General features: G+C 64.7%; 18 protein-coding genes. 10 read left to right on the top strand and 8 right to left on the bottom strand.

What is annotated here, in order from left to right; translation table 11 throughout:
• Window positions 1-29 precede the first annotated feature (29 nt).
• Window positions 30-2303: a CocE/NonD family hydrolase gene (locus tag KR767_RS06420; protein WP_250878515.1), complete on the top strand. Its 2274-nt coding sequence runs from the start codon at window positions 30-32 to the stop codon at window positions 2301-2303.
• 76 nt (window positions 2304-2379) lie between these two features.
• Here KR767_RS06420 and KR767_RS06415 read toward each other — a convergent pair whose 3' ends face one another.
• Genes KR767_RS06415 through KR767_RS06405 form a run of 3 tightly spaced genes read right to left on the bottom strand, consistent with a single transcriptional unit; the run spans window position 2380 to window position 4504 of the window.
• Window positions 2380-2649, bottom strand: a complete 270-nt coding sequence (locus KR767_RS06415) for a DUF3325 domain-containing protein (RefSeq protein WP_166945572.1) — start codon at window positions 2647-2649, stop codon at window positions 2380-2382.
• On the bottom strand, window positions 2646-4199 hold the full coding sequence (locus KR767_RS06410; RefSeq protein ID WP_250878514.1) for a PepSY-associated TM helix domain-containing protein: 1554 nt from the start codon (window positions 4197-4199) through the stop codon (window positions 2646-2648). The genes KR767_RS06415 and KR767_RS06410 overlap by 4 nt, the downstream gene beginning before the upstream one ends.
• Window positions 4196-4504: a DUF3649 domain-containing protein gene (locus KR767_RS06405; RefSeq protein ID WP_250878513.1), complete on the bottom strand. Its 309-nt coding sequence runs from the start codon at window positions 4502-4504 to the stop codon at window positions 4196-4198. The genes KR767_RS06410 and KR767_RS06405 overlap by 4 nt, the downstream gene beginning before the upstream one ends.
• 214 nt (window positions 4505-4718) lie before the next feature.
• Here KR767_RS06405 and KR767_RS06400 point away from each other — a divergent pair, with 214 nt between their 5' ends.
• Window positions 4719-6830 carry a TonB-dependent siderophore receptor gene (locus KR767_RS06400; protein WP_250878512.1) on the top strand — a complete coding sequence of 704 codons (2112 nt, stop codon included), beginning with the start codon at window positions 4719-4721 and terminating at the stop codon, window positions 6828-6830.
• A gap of 86 nt (window positions 6831-6916) precedes the next feature.
• Here the strand turns inward: KR767_RS06400 and KR767_RS06395 are convergent, their stop codons facing one another.
• Window positions 6917-8137 carry a chitinase gene (locus tag KR767_RS06395; protein WP_250878511.1) on the bottom strand — a complete coding sequence of 407 codons (1221 nt, stop codon included), beginning with the start codon at window positions 8135-8137 and terminating at the stop codon, window positions 6917-6919.
• Window positions 8138-8472: 335 nt separating this feature from the next.
• Between KR767_RS06395 and KR767_RS06390 the strand changes: the two genes are divergently transcribed.
• On the top strand, window positions 8473-9057 hold the full coding sequence (locus KR767_RS06390; RefSeq protein ID WP_250878510.1) for a TetR/AcrR family transcriptional regulator: 585 nt from the start codon (window positions 8473-8475) through the stop codon (window positions 9055-9057).
• On the opposite strand, the gene KR767_RS06385 is transcribed toward KR767_RS06390, so the two are convergent.
• Both KR767_RS06385 and KR767_RS06380 read right to left on the bottom strand, forming a co-directional pair.
• Window positions 9058-9981 carry a patatin-like phospholipase family protein gene (locus tag KR767_RS06385; protein WP_166945562.1) on the bottom strand — a complete coding sequence of 308 codons (924 nt, stop codon included), beginning with the start codon at window positions 9979-9981 and terminating at the stop codon, window positions 9058-9060.
• Between the two features lie 109 nt (window positions 9982-10090).
• Window positions 10091-11116: a class 1 fructose-bisphosphatase gene (locus KR767_RS06380; protein WP_208392350.1), complete on the bottom strand. Its 1026-nt coding sequence runs from the start codon at window positions 11114-11116 to the stop codon at window positions 10091-10093.
• A gap of 131 nt (window positions 11117-11247) precedes the next feature.
• On the opposite strand from KR767_RS06380, the gene KR767_RS06375 reads away from it, so the two are divergent.
• From KR767_RS06375 to KR767_RS06345, 7 genes are all read left to right on the top strand, one after another.
• Entirely contained in the window at window positions 11248-11421 is a 174-nt protein-coding gene (locus KR767_RS06375) for a hypothetical protein (protein ID WP_166945558.1), read from the top strand.
• Window positions 11418-12059: a glutathione S-transferase family protein gene (locus KR767_RS06370; protein ID WP_250878509.1), complete on the top strand. Its 642-nt coding sequence runs from the start codon at window positions 11418-11420 to the stop codon at window positions 12057-12059. The genes KR767_RS06375 and KR767_RS06370 overlap by 4 nt, the downstream gene beginning before the upstream one ends.
• A gap of 69 nt (window positions 12060-12128) precedes the next feature.
• Entirely contained in the window at window positions 12129-12827 is a 699-nt protein-coding gene (locus KR767_RS06365) for a helix-turn-helix transcriptional regulator (protein WP_166945554.1), read from the top strand.
• Between the two features lie 212 nt (window positions 12828-13039).
• Complete coding sequence (locus KR767_RS06360) at window positions 13040-14764, top strand: DUF885 domain-containing protein (protein WP_250878508.1); 1725 nt, start codon at window positions 13040-13042, stop codon at window positions 14762-14764.
• Window positions 14765-15039: 275 nt separating this feature from the next.
• The gene (locus tag KR767_RS06355) at window positions 15040-15441 is read left to right on the top strand and encodes an MbcA/ParS/Xre antitoxin family protein (protein WP_250878507.1); all 402 of its coding nucleotides are present in this window, start codon (window positions 15040-15042) and stop codon (window positions 15439-15441) included.
• Window positions 15438-16139 (top strand): RES family NAD+ phosphorylase, encoded by a 702-nt coding sequence (locus KR767_RS06350; protein ID WP_250878506.1) that lies wholly within the window; start codon window positions 15438-15440, stop codon window positions 16137-16139. Before KR767_RS06355 ends, KR767_RS06350 begins: the two co-directional genes overlap by 4 nt.
• Before the next feature lie 18 nt (window positions 16140-16157).
• Entirely contained in the window at window positions 16158-16865 is a 708-nt protein-coding gene (locus KR767_RS06345; protein ID WP_166945546.1) for an SGNH/GDSL hydrolase family protein, read from the top strand.
• Between the two features lie 701 nt (window positions 16866-17566).
• Here KR767_RS06345 and KR767_RS06340 read toward each other — a convergent pair.
• A complete protein-coding gene (locus KR767_RS06340; RefSeq protein ID WP_166945544.1) occupies window positions 17567-17797 on the bottom strand; it encodes a hypothetical protein in 231 nt (76 codons plus the stop codon).
• Between the two features lie 70 nt (window positions 17798-17867).
• Window positions 17868-18758 (bottom strand): phenylalanine 4-monooxygenase, encoded by an 891-nt coding sequence (gene phhA / locus KR767_RS06335; RefSeq protein WP_166945542.1) that lies wholly within the window; start codon window positions 18756-18758, stop codon window positions 17868-17870.
• Window position 18759 lies beyond the last annotated feature (1 nt).

Below are 18759 nucleotides of genomic sequence, written 5' to 3'. Positions count from 1 at the left end.
GCCTTCCTCATACCCGTCGGAAACGAGCCATGCGGAAGGGAATGCTGTGCTGGGCAGTATCGCTGGGATTGGCATGGGGGATTCCCGCATGGGCGGCGGACGATACGCCCATCGCCTGGAGCGTGCCCCATGGCACGGACAACGGCGAGGCGCTGCGCCAGCTCGCCGCGGGCCTGATTCCGCGCTACAACTCGCCCGATCCCGTCATCCTGCTCGACACGCGCGCTCAGTTGCAGATAGCCGCCGGTCGCTATGACGACGCCCTGAAGACCCTCGCCGAACTTCTGCCGCTGCGTCGCGACAGCGTCCGCCCCCTGGATGCGGCGGGCACCGTCCGCTGGCAGATCTACGCGCGGGCACGCCAGATCGAGGCGAAGGAGGGCACCGCCTTTGGCGACGCATATGCGAATGCGTTCCACGAGATCGTTCCACCCCTGGAGAATGTGCTGTCCTCCCAGGTCATGGCCAGCTTCGGTTCCGACGACGACCCGTACAATGTGCAGCCGGTGGAACTGCGCCGCGACTTCGGCACGTTGCTGAAGGCGCAGGTGGGCAAGGACAGCATCGCCCAGGACAACGCGGTGGCCCTGGTCAAGGCGCATCTGATGGCCGAGGCCTACACCGCTTTCCGTCCCTATACGGACAAGCTGGTCGCCGAAGACGACGCGCGCCGTTATGACGTGCACGCGCCCGTGCTGGTGCGCACGCCCGATGGCGCGCAGGTCACGGCACTGGTGATGCTGCCGAAGAAACACGACAAGCCGTTGCCTGCCTTGCTCGGCTTCACGGTATACGCCAACCCGGTGTGGTCCGAACTGGAACTGCGCCTCACCGCGGCGCACGGCTACGCGGCGGTCGTGGGTTATACACGCGGCAAGGGCATCAGCCCGGATCAGGCCGTGCCTTACGAGCACGATGGCGCCGATGCCGACGCAGTCATCGAATGGATCGCGAAACAGCCATGGAGCGACGGCCGGGTAGGCATGTACGGTGGCAGCTACAACGGCTTCACCCAGTGGGCGGCGGCCAAGCACCGGCCGAAGGCATTGCGTGCCCTCATGCCTTCGGTGACGGCGGCACCGGGTATCGACGTGCCCATGGAAGGCAATGTGTTCCTGAGCTTCGTGTATTCGTGGGTGCCCTATGTCACCGAAGGCAAGGCCCTGGATCAGGCCGCCTACGACGACAACGCACATTGGCAGGGCCTGTACCGGCGTTGGTACGAGAGTGGCAACGCGTATCGCGATCTGGACGTACTCGACGGAAAGCCCAATCCGGTCTTCCGCCGCTGGCTTGATCACCCGTCCTACGATGCCTATTGGCAGGCGATGATTCCGTACAAGGAGGAATTCGCGAACATCGACATCCCGGTGCTCACCACGACCGGCTACTTCGACGGTGCACAGATCGGCGCCCTGTACTACCTGACCCAGCACTACCGCTACAACCCGAAGGCGGATCACTACCTGCTGCTCGGCCCCTGGGACCATATCGGCGCACAGCGCAGCGCCCGCCCGGTGGTAGACGGCTATGCCATCGATGCGGTGGCAAAGCAGGACATAGGCAAGGTCTTGCGCTACCAGTGGTTCGACTACGTCTTCCGTGGAGCACCCAGACCCGCGTTGCTGGCTGACCGGATCAACTATGAGGTGATGGGCGCAAACACCTGGAAACATGCACCGACCCTGGCGGCCATGGCGCCGGGTCATCGTCGCCTGTATCTCGCCAACGATGGAAAGGCACTGACGCTGGCGGATGGCAAGGGCACCACGCCAGCCACACTCACGGTTGATCTGGGCAAGCGTGACGACCTGCCGGCACCGGACGCGAAATCTCCGGAGCTGGACGATCGCAACGCGCTGGTGTTCACGAGCGAGCCGTTGCCCGACGGAACGGAACTGAGCGGCCTGTTCTCAGGCCACCTCGACCTGGTGACGAACAAGCACGACTTCGACCTGATGATCACGCTGTATGAAAAGAAGGCCGACGGAAGCTATTTTCAGCTGTCCTGGTACGAAACGCGTGCCAGCTACGCTGCCGACCGGTCGGTGCGCAAGCTGCTCACGCCAGGCAAGCCGATCGCACTGGACTTCACCAACAGCCGTACCACCAGCCGCCGTTTCGAACCCGGCAGCCGTCTCGTGGTGACGGTGGCCGTGGTGAAGGGCGCGGGGCAGCAGATCAACATGGGTACGGGGAACGACGTGAGCGCCGAGACGGCGGCCGACGCCGGGGAGCCCTTGAAAATCAACTGGTTGCCTGGAAGCTTTCTGGATCTGCCTATCGGTTCTTTCCGGCACTGAGCCGCTCACAGGTAGAAATACACGGAAGTTCGAAGATGAAGGGCGCTGGAGAAAAGCTCGCGACGACGATATGTTCTCAGCGACGCGACAGATAAGTCACGCTCACTGAAACCGTGATAGCACATAGCGTATAGATGCCCACGGCATAAACCGCGCCGAGGGCGGCGCCTTCCACTTCCATGGCAACGGCCAGCGTCGCGCCCAGTGCGAGCCATCCGCACGTTGAAAGCACACGTGACAGGCGTGCCGGGAGCATGCGGCCCAGCACGTCGCGCTGGTGACGCGCCATGGCCAGGCACAGGCAAAGAAAGCCTGCCAGCGCGCACGCCAGCGAGACCAGGATCATGCCGTCACCTCCCGTGCCGCGCGGGATTTGCGTATGGCCTGTGCCGGACGCGTGTACAGCTTCCATGCCATGAATCCGAACGTTGCCGCCAGCACGATCATGGCCAGATCGAAGCCGATGAAAACCATGTCGCCATGGCGCAGGCTATTCCACAGTCCGCGATCCGTCGTGAGTGCATTGACGACGGGTACGGCGAAAAACGCCAGTGCACCTGCCGATATCGTCTCTATCCAGGCCCTTCGCGTGTTGCGCGCGCAGGCATAAATAAGCGTCAGTCCCCAGGCGATGAACAGGCAGTGCACTTCCCAATCCGCACGTCCGGCCATGTGGATCGGCAGAAGCCGGTTGGCGAGGAAGTACACGGCGATACCAAAAGGCAGCCCGGCAATCGTGGCGATGTTCAGCCGCTCGACGAGGCGAAAGCCAAGGTGTGGGCGTTCCGGATCGGGCAGTTGCAGCCGGCGCTTCGAGGTCCACAGCACCAGTCCGGTCGCGACCATCGCGGTGCCACCCAGACCGCAGAGAAAATACAGCCAGCGCAGCACGATGGGAGCATAACGTCCCGCATGCAGGCCGATCATCACGCTCTCGGTTTCAAACGCAGGGCCTTTGAGCGACGGTGGCGTGTGCATATGGCCCGTCGCGGCATCGAAGACCAGGGTCTGTCCACGTACACCCATCGCCTCGCCACCGCCGCGCATCATGCGGACGGTACCGTTCGCGTCGCCGGGTAGGGAGATATCGATATAACCCGGATCGGCACCGTGCCATTGCTGGCGCGCCTGGCGGATCATGTCGGCGATGGGAGCCATGGGCGCGTGTTTTCCGGATCGCTCCGGTGTTGCCTCGATGCCGAACGCGTCCGCGAAGTATTCGGCGCGGTCCTTGTAAACAGCGGAGACGCCCCAGGGCATATACATCGAAGCCAGGGTGACCAGGCCCGTGTAGGTAATCATGAGGTGGAAGGGCAGGGCGAGCACGGCGGAAAGATTGTGCGCATCCAGCCACGAGCGTTGCCCCTTGCCGAAGCGCAGGGTGAAGAAGTCCATGAAGATCTTCTTGTGCGTGATCACTCCGCTGATGATCGCCACCAGCATGAACATGGCGCAGAAGCCGACGATCCACCGTGCCCAGATCACCGGCAGGTAATGCAGGTCGAAATGCATGCGGTAGAGAAAGAAACCGCCCAGCGTCTCGCGCGCGTCCACGCGATGGCCCGCACCGTCCACGATGAAGCTGTTGTCGCGCCAGCCGCCGCGGCGCGCATCGGCGTCTTCCCAGTACGCCGTGGTGGCGATCGCCCGGTGTCCGGGCAGCATCATCGACCAGCTTGCAGCATCCGGTGCGTGTTCGCCCAGCCAGCCGACGACGCCTTCGGCTGCTGCGACGGGATCGCGCTCACCATGGATCTCCGGCTGCATCCAGCGGGTGATCTCGTCCTGGAAATAAGCGCTGGTGCCGGTCATGAAGATCGCCAGCAGCAACCATCCCACCAGCAGGCCGGTCCAGGTATGCAGCCAGGCCATCGACTGGCGCAGTCCACCCTTCATGGCGTCATCCCCGGTCCGGTGCAGGCCAGGGCAATGGCCAGCGGCACACCGGCAATGGCGAGATACAGCCAGATGCGCCACGCCCGGTTCACGGCGAAGGCCACGATGGCCACCGTGGCATAGATGGCGAAGGACGACAGCATTCCGGTCATGACCGCTTCCACGCGGGGTAGCGGCAGCCAGCGGGAGAGGCCGGCCGTGGTCATGGCCGCCAGCACATAACCGCCAAAAAGGGCGGCAATGGCGCGTGACGCCACCTGCATGGCGTAACGGACATCAAAAGCGGTGTGGTTGCGCTTGCTCATAGCTCGCGATCAGAGGGCCCCGGTGCTGGCGCGGATAGCTACCCGGACGAGGGGATGGCGCGCGGCGATATCGGCAAACGCCGAAGTGTACGCGAATGCGATTCGTTCGCAATATTGCACGAATCACGCGTATCCGGCATCATGTAATGCGATTCATTCGCAATAACTGCCGGTCGCGGGGAGAAGGGTTCCGCGGCCCGTTCCGGGAAAGTCCATGATTCTGCGTAAAAATTCGCTGTCCCTGCTGATTGCGGGGGCACTGCTTCCTTTTGCCTTGCAGGCACAGACCGCCCCGGACGGCGCGACCACGAAGACCGACGACAAGGCCGTGCAACTGGCCCCGGTCGCGGTCAGCAGCACGCGCCTGGCCGAGGGCTATGCCAGCTCGAACGCCTCCAGCGCCACCAAGACCGACACGCCGCTCATCGAGACGGCGCAGGCGATTTCCGTCGTCTCGGCGGCCCAGATGCTCGACCAGGGCGTACTCACCGTGCAGGACGCGCTGCGTTACTCGGCCGGTGTGCGTGCGGATTCCTATGGCGTGGACAGCCGTGGCGATGACGCCATGCTGCGCGGTACGTCGTTCGTGCAGTACCTCGACGGCCTGCGGCAGTCTTTCGGTGGTGCATATGCGCGCACCGAGCCGTACTTCGTGGATCACCTGGAAATCGTGCGTGGACCGTCGTCGGTGCTGTACGGGCAGGGCACCACGGGCGGTCTTATCGCACTGACCTCCAAGCGTCCCCAGTTCACCGCCTCGCACGAGGTGGTGGCGCAGCTGGGCAACCATGCCCGCAAGCAGCTGGCCTTTGACTTCACCGGGCCGCTGGATACGGCAGGCCACTGGGCGTATCGCCTCATCGGTGTGTACCGGGATTCCGATTCCCAGATCGACCATGTGCCCGACGACCGCAAGGCGATCTCGCCGGCCATCACCTGGATGCCGGACGAGAACACGCGCTGGACGTTGCTGGCGAATCTCCAGTTCGACCACAACGGCAGCACGCTCAACTTCCTGCCGCACGCGGGCACCATCTACCCGAATCCCAACGGACGCATTCGTACGAACCGTTTCGTCAGCGAGCCGGGTTTCGACCGCTACGATACGAACCAGCGTTCGATCTCGTCGTTCTTCGAGCATCGCTTCAACGACACGTGGAAGATCGTGCAGAACACGCGCTTCTCGCACGACAACGTGGACTACCGCTCGGCTTATCCCAACGTGTACGGCAAGCCGGCCGACCCGTTCCTGGATGCGGACGAGCGTACGGTATCGCGGTATTCGTGGGTGGCGCTGACCCGTTATCGCCGCTTCACTTCCGATACCCACGGCGAAGCCGACTTCGACCTGGGCCCGACCCATCACAAGGTAATCGTCGGTCTCGACCTGGGCTACTCGCACAGCGATGCGAAGCAGGGCAGCGGCGTGGACCTGACGCCGTTCGACCTGTACGCACCCGTGTACCACAACGGTTTCGTGGCGCCGGAGGTGGCGAAGTCGCCTTCGTCGCGCTCGCGCCAGACGGGTGCCTACGTGCAGGACCAGGTGAACTGGGGCGAGCACCTGATCGGCACCATCGGCTTCCGGCATGACCGCGCCACGCAGACCACGGGCAACCAGCGCCTGGTGGATAACGCCACCACCGCGCGCTACGGCCTGATGTATCGCTTCGACAACGGTATCGTGCCGTACGTGAGCTATACGGAGTCGTTCCAGCCGCTGGGGCAGCTGGATGTCTACAACCGTCCGTACCAGCCGCTGCGCGGCAAGCAGTACGAGGCAGGCGTGAAGTACCAGCCGGTGGGTAGCCCCACGCTGGTCACGGCGACGTACTTCGACCTGCGCGAGGAAAACCGTCTGGCGCCGGACCCGGTCAATCCGCTGAACCAGATCCAGGCGGGCCGTGCGCGTACGCGCGGCGTGGAACTGGAAGCCTCCACCCGCATCGCGCGACACGTGGACCTGATCGGCACCTATACCTGGACGCATGCACGGCCGAGTGACGGTTCCACCATCGCCGGGCTACCGGAGAACCAGGCCTCGGCCTGGGGCGTGTACCACGTCAACGATGCCGACGGCGACGGCCTGAGCTTCGGCGCGGGTGCGCGCTATATCGGCGTGAACTACGACGAGACGCACACCATCCGCGTGCCGAAGAAGGTGCTGTTCGACGCGATGGTGGCGTATACGCAGGGGCCGTGGCGCTTCTCCGTGAACGCGGCGAACCTCACCAACCAGATCTACAACGCCAGCTGCCTGGCACGCGGCGACTGCTTCTACGGCCCCCGCCGCAGCATCATGGGCATGGCTCGCTACCGTTTCTGACAAACCCATTGTAGGAGCGCGCCTTGCGCGCGACCGGTGATGCGATATCGCCGGAATGGTCGCGCGCGAGGCGCGCTCCTACATGTTCAGCTCTTGGTATCGTCCACGATTTGCACGTCAGGGAATGAGGCGCGTACACATTTCACGTAGTCGCCGGGCTTCAGCGCCGAGTTCGGCGTCTGGTAGTTCACTAGCTTGCAGCCGGGGTTTTCGGTCCAGTTGTTTTCCCAGTAGATCGGCAGCGCACCCGCGCTGTCGGCCGTGAACTGCTGCATGTTGCGGCAGCCGAGTTTTTCGCTTGGATCGATGGGCACGCCGAGCTTGGCGGCGAATGCGCGATAGTACGTGATGCGGTTGGCCGATGCCGGGTGCTCCGGGCCGGTGCCACCGCATTCGATACCGCCATTCATGATCATGGTGGTGATACCGAAGCCGGGTACGCGTCCCGCTGCACGATCCGCGGCATTCGGTACCCACGTGCCGTCGACGGCGAGCAGCATCGAAGGTTTCGGCGGCTGCGGATAGACGAGGAAGAAGGTGGCGCTGGCGAGGTTGAGCCACGTATCCGCCACGCGTTCTGGCGCATCGAGCAGGACATGCACATCGCCATACATGGCGTCGGAGAACGGACCATAGTTGTAGTGATACGACAGCTGCTTCGCGCCACGGCCGAAGTAGCTCTTGAAGCGGCCATCCGGCCAGCGGCCACAGGGCCACGTGCGCGTCATCCAGGTATCCGCCGCGCATTCGCCGTTGTATCCGTTGGATTGCTCGGTAAAGCCGGCCTCGCGCACGTACATGAGGCCCTGGCGATAGCCTTCCTCCGGCCGCCAGTCTTCGTGGCCGCCCGTTTCCTGGGCGAAGTGGGCGAACATGGTGGCAAGCGTCTTGCGACAGAGGGCATCCGCATTGCGGCCATCGGTGTAGCTGCCGCATACCGCAGGGAACTTCGCCACGGCCTGGAGAAATCCCCGATACGTGTATTCCGGCCGGCGCAGCGGAAAGATGTAGTTGAACGTGGCTTCGTCCACGATGGATTCCACGCGGCGCACGTTGGCCGGGTTCTGCGCGCGCTTCGGCGACACGGCTTCGACGGAGGCGTTGTCGAGCGTGCGCACGGAGGATTTCACCGACTGCATGAAAGGTGCTTTCGTCTGCGCGGCCTCGTCGGCCAGGAGCTTGCTGAGCAGGACGGTGCGCTGGGCGGCCTGCAGGCCTTGCGCATCCTGTGCCATGGCGAACGGAGCGACAGCCAGGGTCATGCAGGCGAACGCGAAACATTTGCTGCGGTGCATCGTGCGCTTCAAGTGAACCTCCTTGGGATGTAGGCAATGCATCGCGCGCGTGGGCGCGGCGCATTGCGTGAAAGGTGGTCATCATCCAAAAAGTGGGCAAGCAGATCATCACGTTTCCGGCAAGGTTTCGCGTCGTTTTCGTGCGAAACAAATCGTTGCCGCATAGTTATTTGCGCAATGAAACAGCATGTTTTCACACGCGCGGGTACTGTCCTTGGATGTGTGAAATGAAAAATGTCGAACACAAAAAGGTATGTCGCACAAGGGCCATGCCGCCCATCATTTCAATGCGCAAGGACCAGCTACAATCGAAAGAGGGCCGGGGAACGAACCCTAGGAGCAACAGCATGCGTTACGAGAAAGGCCATAAGGAGCAGACCCGCCAGAAGATCATCGAGGCGGCTTCCGAGCGGTTCCGCTCCGATGGCATCGATGCCGTCGGCGTCGTCAGCCTGATGAACGACGTGGGTCTCACGCAGGGTGGTTTCTACAACCACTTCGGTTCGAAGGAAGACCTTGTGCGCGAATGCGTCGCCACCGGTGCCAGCACCGCGGCCGAGCGCATGGCCGCGAAAGTGGCCGCTTCACGTGGCGACAGCTACCGCGCGCTGGTCAACAATTATCTGTCGAGCGATCACCGCGATCATCCGGAAACCGGTTGTGTCGCCGCGACGCTCTCCGCCGAAGTCGCACGTCGTCCCAGCGAGACGCGCGCTGCCTTCACCGAAGGCTACGGCGGCATGGTGGAACTGATCGTATCGACACTGCCTGACGCCGTACGCGGCAAGCGCCGTCGCACGCTGGCGATGTCGGTGTTTTCCTCGCTCGTCGGCAGCCTCTCGCTGGCGCGTGCGGTGGACGACACCACGCTGTCCGATGAAATCCTCTCGCTTGGGCGTCAGTCCGCGATGGAACTGGTGGAAACCGCCTGATCAGTGCGCCGGGACAGGCGGCTTGCCCATGGCAGCCGTCTTCTCGGCGATCTTCGCGCGGATGGCGGGAATGGCCGCCAGGGCGGCACGTTCGCCTTCCAGGATCGCGACGTTCTTCTGGTCGAAGTCGGTGGGACCGATCTGGCCTACCTTCGGACGGATCACGATGTCCGCACGAGTCAGTTCCTGCTCGGCCAGCTTGCGACCCATGATCGTGATCGACTGGCCCACGATGCCGACCATGTTGCCCGGGTTGCTGCCATCGGGGCGAGCCGAGATATCCACGGCGATGACGATGTCGGCGCCGAGCTGGCGCGCGGCGTCCACGGGCACGGGGCTTACCACGCCGCCGTCGACGAAATGCCTGCCGTTGATTTCCACCGGCTCGAACACGCCCGGGATGCTGCTCGATGCGCGCACGGCCTGGCCGGCATTGCCCTTGATGAAGATGGCGCGCTCGCCGTTTTCCAGCTCCGTGGCCACGGCGGCGAAGGGAATGCGCAGCTTTTCGATGGGCTGCTGCTTCACCAGCTGGTTCACGTAGTCCTGGAGTTTCTGGCCCTGCACGAGGCCACCGGAAAAGATACGCACGTCGCGGATCTTGCCCTCGTCCAGCGAGAAGGCTTCCTGCTGCAACGCGAAGGCGTCCATGCCGCTGGCGTACAGCACGCCCACGACACTGCCGGCGCTGGTGCCGGACACCACGTCGGCATGGATGCCGCTGGCTTCCAGCATCTTGATCACGCCGATATGCGCGAAGCCCTTCGCCGCACCACCGCCCAGTGCCAGGCCGATGCGCGGCTTCGCCGCCAGCACGGGCACGGCCGTGTCCAGGCGGGTATCGGTCTTGTGGCCGCCGAGGCAGCCCGAAAGCAGGGCCGTCAGAAACAGCGGAAGCCAGGTGCGGGCGCGACGCAGGGACATGGTGATGACCGGGAAGGGGGCTGGCGGATGATCGGGCCACGCGGCGGCAGGCCGGTGGCCGGGGAATGGCGGATCCGGGGCGACGCGTGCCGCCCCGGACCGGGCCGGCTCAGACGCGGGTCTGGTCGGCTTCGAGGTGGTAGCGCGTGGCGACTTCCACTTCGTTCTTCGAGCCGAGGAACACCGGAACGCGCTGGTGCAGGCCGCTGGGCTGGATGTCCATGAGGCGCTCGCGACCGGTGGTGGCGGCGCCGCCGGCCTGTTCCACGATGAAGGCCATCGGGTTGGCTTCATACATCAGGCGGAGCTTGCCGGTGCCACCCTTGGCGGTGATCTTGGCGTCCAGCGGATAGAAGAACACGCCACCGCGGGTGATGATGCGGTGCACGTCGGCCACCATGGAGGCCACCCAGCGCATGTTGAAGTCGCGGCCACGCGGGCCGGTGGTGCCGGCCAGCAGCTCGCCGATGTAACGCTGCATCGGGGCTTCCCAGTGGCGCTGGTTCGACATGTTGATGGCGAACTCGCTGGTGTCGGCAGGAATGGTGATGCCGCGCTTGGTCAGCACGAAGCTGCCGTGCTCGCGGTCGAGCGTGAACTCGTGCACGCCGTGGCCGAACGTCAGCACCAGCAGGGTGCTGGGGCCGTAAACGACATAACCGGCGGCCACCTGCTCCGTGCCCGGCTGGAGGAAATCCTCCGTGGTGGGCTCGGTGACGCCATCGGGGCAGCGCAGCACCGAGAAGATGGTGCCCACCGACACGTTCACGTCGATGTTCGAGGAGCCGTCCAGCGGATCGAACAGCAGCAGGTGGTGGCCCTTCGGGTAAGCGTCGGGAATCGGCTGCGGGTCTTCCATTTCCTCCGAGGCACAGGCGGCGAGATGGCCGCCCCAGGCGTTGGCTTCGAGCAGGATCTCGTTGGAGATGACGTCGAGCTTCTTCTGGGCCTCGCCCTGCACGTTGTCCGAGCCGGCGTTGCCGAGCACGCCGCCCAGCGCACCCTTGCCGGTGGCGACGGAGATGCGCTTGCAGGCGCGGGCCACCACTTCGATGAGCAGGCTCAGCTCGCCGTACACATGGCCGGCGCGTTTCTCTTCGATCAGGAACTGGATCAGTGAAATCGGTTTCGACATCGGGACGGACTCTGGCGCGAAAGCCTGCATTGTCCGGGTGCCGGGTGAACGGCGCCAGAGGGCTGCTGACAGAACGTTGTCAGTAGCCCCCCGGCAGACTTCCTTCCATCGAGCCACGGGAGGGGACCTGCATGAACCGCATTCTCGAACGCCTTGCTGCTGCCTTTGCCCCCATGGGCCATCGCGGACGGCTGATGGACGGCCGATTCCGTTTCGCACCCGACCGCCCCGGGGGCCAGAAGGCCACCCGGCCGCGGCCTGCCGCCAGGACCACGATCCATCGCTTGAAGGAATTGCAGGCATGAACACCACGCATCGCATCGTTTTTCACCATGCCCCGAACAGCCGTTCGACCAGCACCCTGATGCTGCTGGAAGAGCTGGGCGCGCAGTACGACATGCACGTGATGAATCTGGCCGCGGGCGAGAACCGCCGGCCGGCCTATCTGAAGGTCAATCCGATGGGCAAGGTGCCGGCCATCGAGCACCGGGGCGGCCTGGTGACGGAACGACCGGCGATCTTCGCCTACCTGGCCGACATCTTTCCCGAAGCGGGCCTGGCGCCCGGCCTGAGCGATCCGCTGCGTGGTCCATACCTGCGCTGGCTGGCCTTCTATGGCACCTGTTTCGAACCGGCGCTGATCGATCATCTGCTGAAGCGGCCGGCCTCGCCGGTAAGCCAGTGCCCCTACGGGGACTACGATACGACCATGCAGACGGTGGCGACCCAGCTGTCGAAGGGGGCGTGGTTGCTCGGCGAGCGTTTCAGTGCCGTGGATGTCCTGTGGGGGCATGCACTGGCCTGGGCCATGGGCACCGGTATCGTGGCGCGTCAGGAGGTGTTCGAGACCTACGTCGAGCGTCTGATGGCCCGCCCGGCGATCCGGCGTGCCGCCGACCAGGATACCGCCCTGGCCCGTTCGCAGATGCTGGCGGCCGCGTGAGGCCGGGACGATGCGCGGTCGTGACCTTCATCGCTTTCCGCACGTCGCTGTCAGGGCGATGATGTGCCGATGCGTCGCGCCGATCGCCTTTTCCTCATCATCAACGCCCTGCGCGGGCGTCGCACGGCACTGCCCGCGCGACAGCTCGCCGACATGCTCGAGGTCTCGCCACGCACGGTCTATCGCGACGTGGCGGATCTCCAGCTTTCCGGTGTGCCCATCGAGGGCGAAGCCGGTGTCGGCTATGTCCTGCGCAAGGGCTCCGACATCCCGCCGCTGATGTTCTCCGCCGACGAACTCGAAGCCCTGGTGGCCGGCACGCGCTTCGTCCGCGCATTTGCCGGCGAGCGGCTGGCGCGCGAGGCGCAGTCCGCGCTGATCAAGATCGAGGCGGTGTTGCCCCCGGAACTGCGCGAGCGTTCTGCGCAGGCGAAGATCTTCGCGCCGATCTGGCGCGATCCGGCGCAGAACCGCATCGCGATGATGCTCGACCGCCTGCACGAGGCCGTGCTGAATCGCTTCGTGCTTTGCCTGGAGTATCGCGACGTGGAAGGCCGCGCCAGCACGCGCGAGGTGGAGCCACTTTGCCTGTCGTTCTGGGGCGGCTCGTGGACGCTGGGCACCTGGTGCCGGCACCGGCAGGCCTTCCGTAACTTCCGCCCCGACCGCATCGAAGACTGCCGCCATTCGGGCGAGGTGTTCGTCGACGCAGCCGACCGCAACCTCAAGGCCTACCTCGACACCATGCGCGACTACTACGCCATGTAGATATCGCGGCGCCAGATACCCCTGTAGGAGCGCGCCTCGCGCGCGACCGGTCATGCCACTCCGTCAGGTGTTGCCGGGCCTTCCCGGATATGCGCTGGCGTAGGGTCGCGCGCAGGCGCGCTCCTACAGGAGCTGGGCATGACCCTTGGCGGTGGAGCAGGGCACGGGGCGGTGCCATCATCGGGGTTTCCCCGCCGCCACCCGGAACCCGCATGTCTCCCTGGATCCGCGCCATTGCCTTTGCCGGCCTCTTCGCCGGTGCCGCCCACGCCGCCTCGCCTGACGACACCTTCCGTTCCATCTATGAGAAGGAATGGGCCTGGCGCAACGGCCAGGCCGGCATCCTCACCTCGGGCGAGGCGCAGCCGGGCAGTGGCCAGCTCAATACCGTGGATGCTGCCAGCCAGGGCAAGCGCCTGGCCTACTGGAACGACGTGCTCGCCCAGCTCGACCGCATCGACCCGAAGACGCTGAGCGATGCGGAGCGCGTGAACTACGAGATCTACCACGAGCAGATCCATAACCTTGCTGCGGCCCAGCGGTTCCACCAGTGGGAAATGCCGTTCAACAGCGACTCCGCGTTCTGGTCCGATATCGGCTACGTGCTGCGCGGCAACGATCTGCACACCCGCGAGGACTATCGAAACTACATCGCACGCCTGAAGGAAATACCGCTGTGGATGGACCAGGAAATCGCGAACATGCGCCTGGGCCTGGCGCGCGGTTTCACCGTGCCGCGTGAAGTGCTGAAGGGGCGCGACGTGTCCATCGCCGCCGTGGCGGAGCTGAAGAAGCCCGAGGACAGCGAGCTGTACAAGCCGTTCGCCTCGATGCCGGCCACCATGCCGGCCGCCGATGCCGCTGCGTTGCAGGCCGAGGCGCGCAAGGCCATCGCCGATGATGTGATCCCGGCCTACGCGAAGCTGCTGCATTTCTTCCGCGACGAATACGTGCCAAAGGCACGGCCCACGCTGGCCGCCGAAGCGCTGCCCGATGGCAAGGACTATTACCGCCAGCAGATCCGCGAATACACCACGCTGGATCTTTCGCCCGACGACATCCACGCCATCGGCTTGCGCGAGGTGGCGAAGATCCATGCCGAGATGCTCGACACGATGAAGCAGACCGGCTTCAAGGGCGATTTCCCGGCCTTCCTGCAATTCCTGCGCACCGATCCGCAGTTCTACGCCAAGACGCCCGACGAACTGCTGATGCGCACGGCGTGGGTTGCCAAGCAGGTGGACGGCAAGCTCGACAAGTACTTCGGCCTGCTGCCGCGCCAGCGCTTCGCCATCAAGCCGGTGCCGGCGGATATCGCGCCGTACTACACCTCCGGCCGTGGTGGTCCGGATACCTATCTGGTGAATACCTACGATCTGCCGTCGCGACCGCTGTTCAACATGCCGGCGCTGACCTTGCATGAGTCGATGCCGGGGCACGCCTTGCAGCTGTCGCTGTCGGACGAGCAGCAGGGCCTGCCGCCGTTCCGGCGTGACGGTTATATCTCGGCCTATGGCGAGGGCTGGGCGTTGTACTCGGAGTACCTGGGCGAGGAGATGGGCATCTATCACACGCCGTACGAGCACTTCGGTTATCTCACCTACCAGATGTGGCGCGCGTGCCGCCTCGTGGTGGATACCGGCATCCATCACCTTGGGTGGACGCGCCAGCAGGCCATCGATTACCTCACCCAGAACACCGCCCTCAGCCAGCGCGAGATCGCCAACGAGGTGGACCGCTACATCAGCTGGCCGGGACAGGCGCTGTCGTATGAGCTGGGTTACCTGAAGATCCGCGAGCTGCGTGCGCGTGCGGAGAAGCAGCTGGGCGAGAAGTTCGACCTGCGGGCGTTCCACGACACGATCCTGGCGCTGGGTTCGGTGCCGTTGCCGGTGCTGGAGGAGCGCATCGACGGGTGGATCAAGTCGCGGCAGTGAGGCGGCTTGCCTTGGTGGTCGCGCGCAGGCGAGCTTCCAGGGCATCGCTTCGTAACGGTCGCGCGCAAGGCGCGCTCCTACATGGGATGTCTGGACTTGGCATCGCTTCGTACCGGTCGCGCGCGAGGCGCGCTCCTACAACGCGGCTTGTGTAGGAGCGCGCCTTGCGCGCGACCGGGCCAGACGACACGTCCCACCCACCGAAAACACCCCACGAATCGCAAAAACTCCACCTGTGGCGTATACTCCATCACAACTCCACAGGTGAAGCCGTGATGCAGCCCGCACGCCATGCCGAACCGATCCATGCCGGTGACCTGGGCGGCCCCGCCCTCCGGGCCTTCTTCGCGCTGGCCGACCACTGGAAACTCAAGGCCGCCGAGCAACGCACACTGCTCGGCGATCCGCCGGAGTCCACCTACTTCAAGTGGAAGAAACAGCAGGACGGCGCTCCCTCGCGCGACGTGATCGAGCGCATCAGCTACCTGCTGGGCATCTGGAAAGACCTCCAGATCCTCTTCCCCGACCCGGCCCAGGCCGATGCCTGGGTCCGCAAGCCCAACACGGCCCCCCTGTTCGGCGGCCGCTCGGCCCTGGAGCGCATGCTCTCGGGCAACGTGGCCGATCTCTACGTCGTCCGGCAATACCTGGACGCCCAGCGCGGCTGGAACGGATGAACCCGCTGCCGCCCGTCAGGCGCATCCGCTGGACCCAGGCCTACCGCATCGTCCCCAGCCGGTTTCCACCCGTGGGCCTGTTCGACCGCATCGCCGATGCGAAGGACATCGACGCCGTCATGGCGATCGAATCCCTCACCAATCCCCGCCTGCGCGACGAAATCGGCGCGCTGAGTCTGGTGCCTCCGGAACGCCGTATCGTGGGCCCCGGCACCACCCCTGTCATGGCGGCATTCGCGCACATCCCGCCCGAAGGCAGTCGCTTTTCCGACGGCCACTGGGGCGTGTTCTACGCCGCCCACAGCATCCCCACGGCCATCGAGGAAACGGTGTTCCACCGCGAGGCGTTCCTCGCCGCTACCCATGAACCGCCCACCGACGTGCAGGTGCGCTGCTACAAGACCGCCATCGCCGGATCGTTCCACGACATCCGTGGCGGCTGGTCCGCCGAACACGATCCGGATTCCTACGCTGCCAGCGTGAAGCTGGCCAGGGCACTTCGCGAGACGGGTTCCAACGGCATCGTCTACGACAGCGCCCGGCACGCGGGTGGCGAGTGCGTGGCCGTGTTCTATCCCGACCTCGTGGCGCCCTGCGTGCAGGCCGCGCACTACATCTATCGCTGGAACGGAACGCGCATCGAAGCGGTGCTGAAAGTGACTGCCGTGGAGCGTGAGAATTTGCCCGGAAGGACGTAAGCGTTTACGGTCGTCCGTATGAAACGCCTGACGATCCTCCTTACCCTGTTGTTCCTGTCCCTCGGCGCGCTTGCGAAGGATGCCGACCACGCCAAGTGGGAACCCGATATCCAGGCGTTCGAGGCCTCGGACAAGAACAACCCGCCGCCGGCCCACGCCGTGCTCTTCATCGGCAGCTCGTCGATCCGCATGTGGACCAGCCTGGCGAGCGACTTCCCCGGGTACCGCGTGATCAACCGCGGCTTCGGCGGCTCCGACCTGGACGACTCCACGGCTTTCGCCGACCGCATCGTGAAGCCGTACCACCCGGTGGCCATCGTGCTCTACGCGGGCGACAACGATCTCCAGGGCGGCGATACGCCGGCCCAGGTCCGCGACGACTTCGCGGCCTTCGTGGCGAAGGTACGCCAGGATCAGCCCGAGGTGCCCATCGCCTTCATCTCGATCAAGCCGAGCGTGGCCCGCGAAAACCTGCTGGCGCAGATCGCCGAAGCGAACAAGCTGGTGCGCGACTGGTCGATGCAGCAGAAGGGCGTGGCGTTTCTCGACGTGGCGCCGGCGATGCTCGATAAAAACGGCCAACCCAGGCCGGAATTGTTCAAGGAGGACGGCCTGCACATGAAGCCGAACGGCTACGCGCTGTGGATTGCGCAGGTGCGCCCGTGGCTGGCGGAGCACGCGACGGCTGCCGAAGTTAAACAGAACCCGAACGCGACCATGAAGTGATACGGGAACTTCACGGCTTCGCCCCTATCTAAGTATTCGATCGCCGAGAGGCGACCCGTTGGCAATCGAACGGATATTCGACGATTGTCCCGGGTCCCGCTATTTCCCCTGATAGCCTGGACCCGACGCGACCCCGGTAGCTCCTCCCCTGGCTGCCGGGGTTTTATTTTGCCCGAAATCCGACGAGGTCCCGAGCCAACCCTCGTCGTTCCTGTGAAAACAGGAACCCAGCGCCGCGGTTCGCCAGCACGGCGAGGGCGCTGCATCGGCTTTGGCGTAGGCGACTCTCTCGCGACAACCCGCTGCACCGCGCTGGGTTCCAGCGTTCGCTGGAACGACGGTAGGTGGGGGACGGTTGCCTTTAGCTCGTCGTTCCTGTGAAAACAGGAACCCAGCGCCCCGGTTCGCCAGCACGGCGAGGGCGCTGCACCGGCTTTGGCGTAGGAGATTCCCTCGCGACAACCCGCTGCACCGCGCTGGGTTCCAGCGTTCGCTGGAACGACGGTAGGTGGGGTGACGGTTGCCCTTAGCTCGTCGTTCCTGTGAAAACAGGAACCCAGCGCCCCGGTTCGCCAGCAGGGCGAGGGCGCTGCATCGGCTTCAGCGTAGGAGATTCCCTCGCGACAACCCACCGCACCGCGCTAGGTTCCAGCTTTCGCTGGAACGACGATGGGCAGCGTGTGTTACCCGGTGATGCCGGGTCAGTTCACGTAAGGCTTGATCGACGTATCGAACGCCCGCCAATGACCGTCATTGCCCTCGATGTTCAGCACCACCCGCGCACAACGGCTGGCCTCGATGCGGCGGCCCTCGTTCAGGGCGTGGGCGAGCGCGTCGTCGCGCGAGCAGAACTCGGCGTATTCGGTCTCGTTCTTCTGAAGGAGCCACAGCCCCGGCGCGACGGAGTCGAAAGGGATATCGAAGACGACCACGGTTGATCCACCCTGTTTTGTGCAACGTAGGTGCATCGTAGACGGCGGCTTGTTAGGCCGCCGTTGAGTTTCAGTTGTCGCCGCTGGTGGCAAAGCCTTCACGCGTGCCGCGCTGGTACACCTTGTCGGTATCCAGCACTTCGGCGGCCGACGTCGCCTCGCCCGTGGCCAGTTTCGCGTAGATCGGCGTGAAATCCGGTCCGGTGGCATCGAACAGCTGCTCGAAGTCGTCGATCACGAAGTACGTCTGCTGGAAGGTGTCGATGCGGTACTTCGTGTTCATCACCCGCTCCAGGTCGAAGCCGATGCGGTTGGGCGCCGTCGAATCGATGGAATAGATGGACTCGCCCTTCGAGCTGACGATGCCGGCGCCGTAGATGCGCAGGCCCTCGTCGGTGCGGATCAGGCCGAACTCCACCGTGTACCAGTACAGGCGCGTGAGGTTCATCAACGCCTCCGGACCGATCGCATGCGCCTTCATGCCGCCCTTGCCGTAGGCCTGCATGTAGTCGGCGAACACCGGGTTCAGCAGCAGGGGCACGTGGCCGAACAGGTCGTGGAACAGGTCGGGCTCGGAGAGGTAGTCCAGCTGGTCCGGCTTGCGGATCCACCAGCTCACCGGGAAACGGCGGTTGGCCAGGTGGTCGAAGAACACCTCGTCGGGCAGCAGGCCTTCCACGGCGACGATCTTCCAGCCGGTGGCCTTGCCCAGCACCTCGTTCAGGTCGTCGAAGCGGGGAATGCCGCCTTCGCCAAAGCCGAAGCGCTCCACGCCCTCCAGGAACTCTTTGCAGGCGTAGGCCGGCAGCAATGCCTTCTGACGGCGGTACAGGGTGTCCCATACCTCGTGGTCGGTGCTCGAATAGCTCGCCCAGGGCTGCTCCACCGTGCCGGTCGCGTAGACGGGCACATATCCACGATCGGTCTGCTGATGCTCGACGCGACGGGGAGTGGTGTCCATG

Origin of the sequence: Luteibacter anthropi (genome assembly GCF_023699965.1) — a bacterium.
GTDB classification, from domain to species: Bacteria; Pseudomonadota; Gammaproteobacteria; order Xanthomonadales; family Rhodanobacteraceae; genus Luteibacter; species Luteibacter anthropi.
The sequence above is the reverse complement of the archived record's forward strand: the minus strand, read 5'-3'. Positions and strand labels throughout refer to the sequence as shown.

Bases quoted from the DNA above. Each gene is read 5' to 3' on its own strand.
- KR767_RS06410 (WP_250878514.1), bottom strand. From the start codon at position 4,199: ATGAAGGGTGGACTGCGCCAGTCGATGGCCTGGCTGCATACCTGGACC.
- KR767_RS06380 (WP_208392350.1), bottom strand. From the start codon at position 11,116: ATGTCGAAACCGATTTCACTGATCCAGTTCCTGATCGAAGAGAAACGC.
- KR767_RS06415 (WP_166945572.1), bottom strand. From the start codon at position 2,649: ATGATCCTGGTCTCGCTGGCGTGCGCGCTGGCAGGCTTTCTTTGCCTG.
- KR767_RS06420 (WP_250878515.1), top strand. From the start codon at position 30: ATGCGGAAGGGAATGCTGTGCTGGGCAGTATCGCTGGGATTGGCATGG.
- KR767_RS06355 (WP_250878507.1), top strand. From the start codon at position 15,040: ATGCAGCCCGCACGCCATGCCGAACCGATCCATGCCGGTGACCTGGGC.
- KR767_RS06375 (WP_166945558.1), top strand. From the start codon at position 11,248: ATGAACCGCATTCTCGAACGCCTTGCTGCTGCCTTTGCCCCCATGGGC.
- KR767_RS06385 (WP_166945562.1), bottom strand. From the start codon at position 9,981: ATGTCCCTGCGTCGCGCCCGCACCTGGCTTCCGCTGTTTCTGACGGCC.
- KR767_RS06405 (WP_250878513.1), bottom strand. From the start codon at position 4,504: ATGAGCAAGCGCAACCACACCGCTTTTGATGTCCGTTACGCCATGCAG.
- KR767_RS06365 (WP_166945554.1), top strand. From the start codon at position 12,129: ATGCGTCGCGCCGATCGCCTTTTCCTCATCATCAACGCCCTGCGCGGG.
- KR767_RS06390 (WP_250878510.1), top strand. From the start codon at position 8,473: ATGCGTTACGAGAAAGGCCATAAGGAGCAGACCCGCCAGAAGATCATC.
- KR767_RS06345 (WP_166945546.1), top strand. From the start codon at position 16,158: ATGAAACGCCTGACGATCCTCCTTACCCTGTTGTTCCTGTCCCTCGGC.
- KR767_RS06370 (WP_250878509.1), top strand. From the start codon at position 11,418: ATGAACACCACGCATCGCATCGTTTTTCACCATGCCCCGAACAGCCGT.
- KR767_RS06350 (WP_250878506.1), top strand. From the start codon at position 15,438: ATGAACCCGCTGCCGCCCGTCAGGCGCATCCGCTGGACCCAGGCCTAC.
- phhA (WP_166945542.1), bottom strand. From the start codon at position 18,758: ATGGACACCACTCCCCGTCGCGTCGAGCATCAGCAGACCGATCGTGGA.
- KR767_RS06400 (WP_250878512.1), top strand. From the start codon at position 4,719: ATGATTCTGCGTAAAAATTCGCTGTCCCTGCTGATTGCGGGGGCACTG.
- KR767_RS06360 (WP_250878508.1), top strand. From the start codon at position 13,040: ATGTCTCCCTGGATCCGCGCCATTGCCTTTGCCGGCCTCTTCGCCGGT.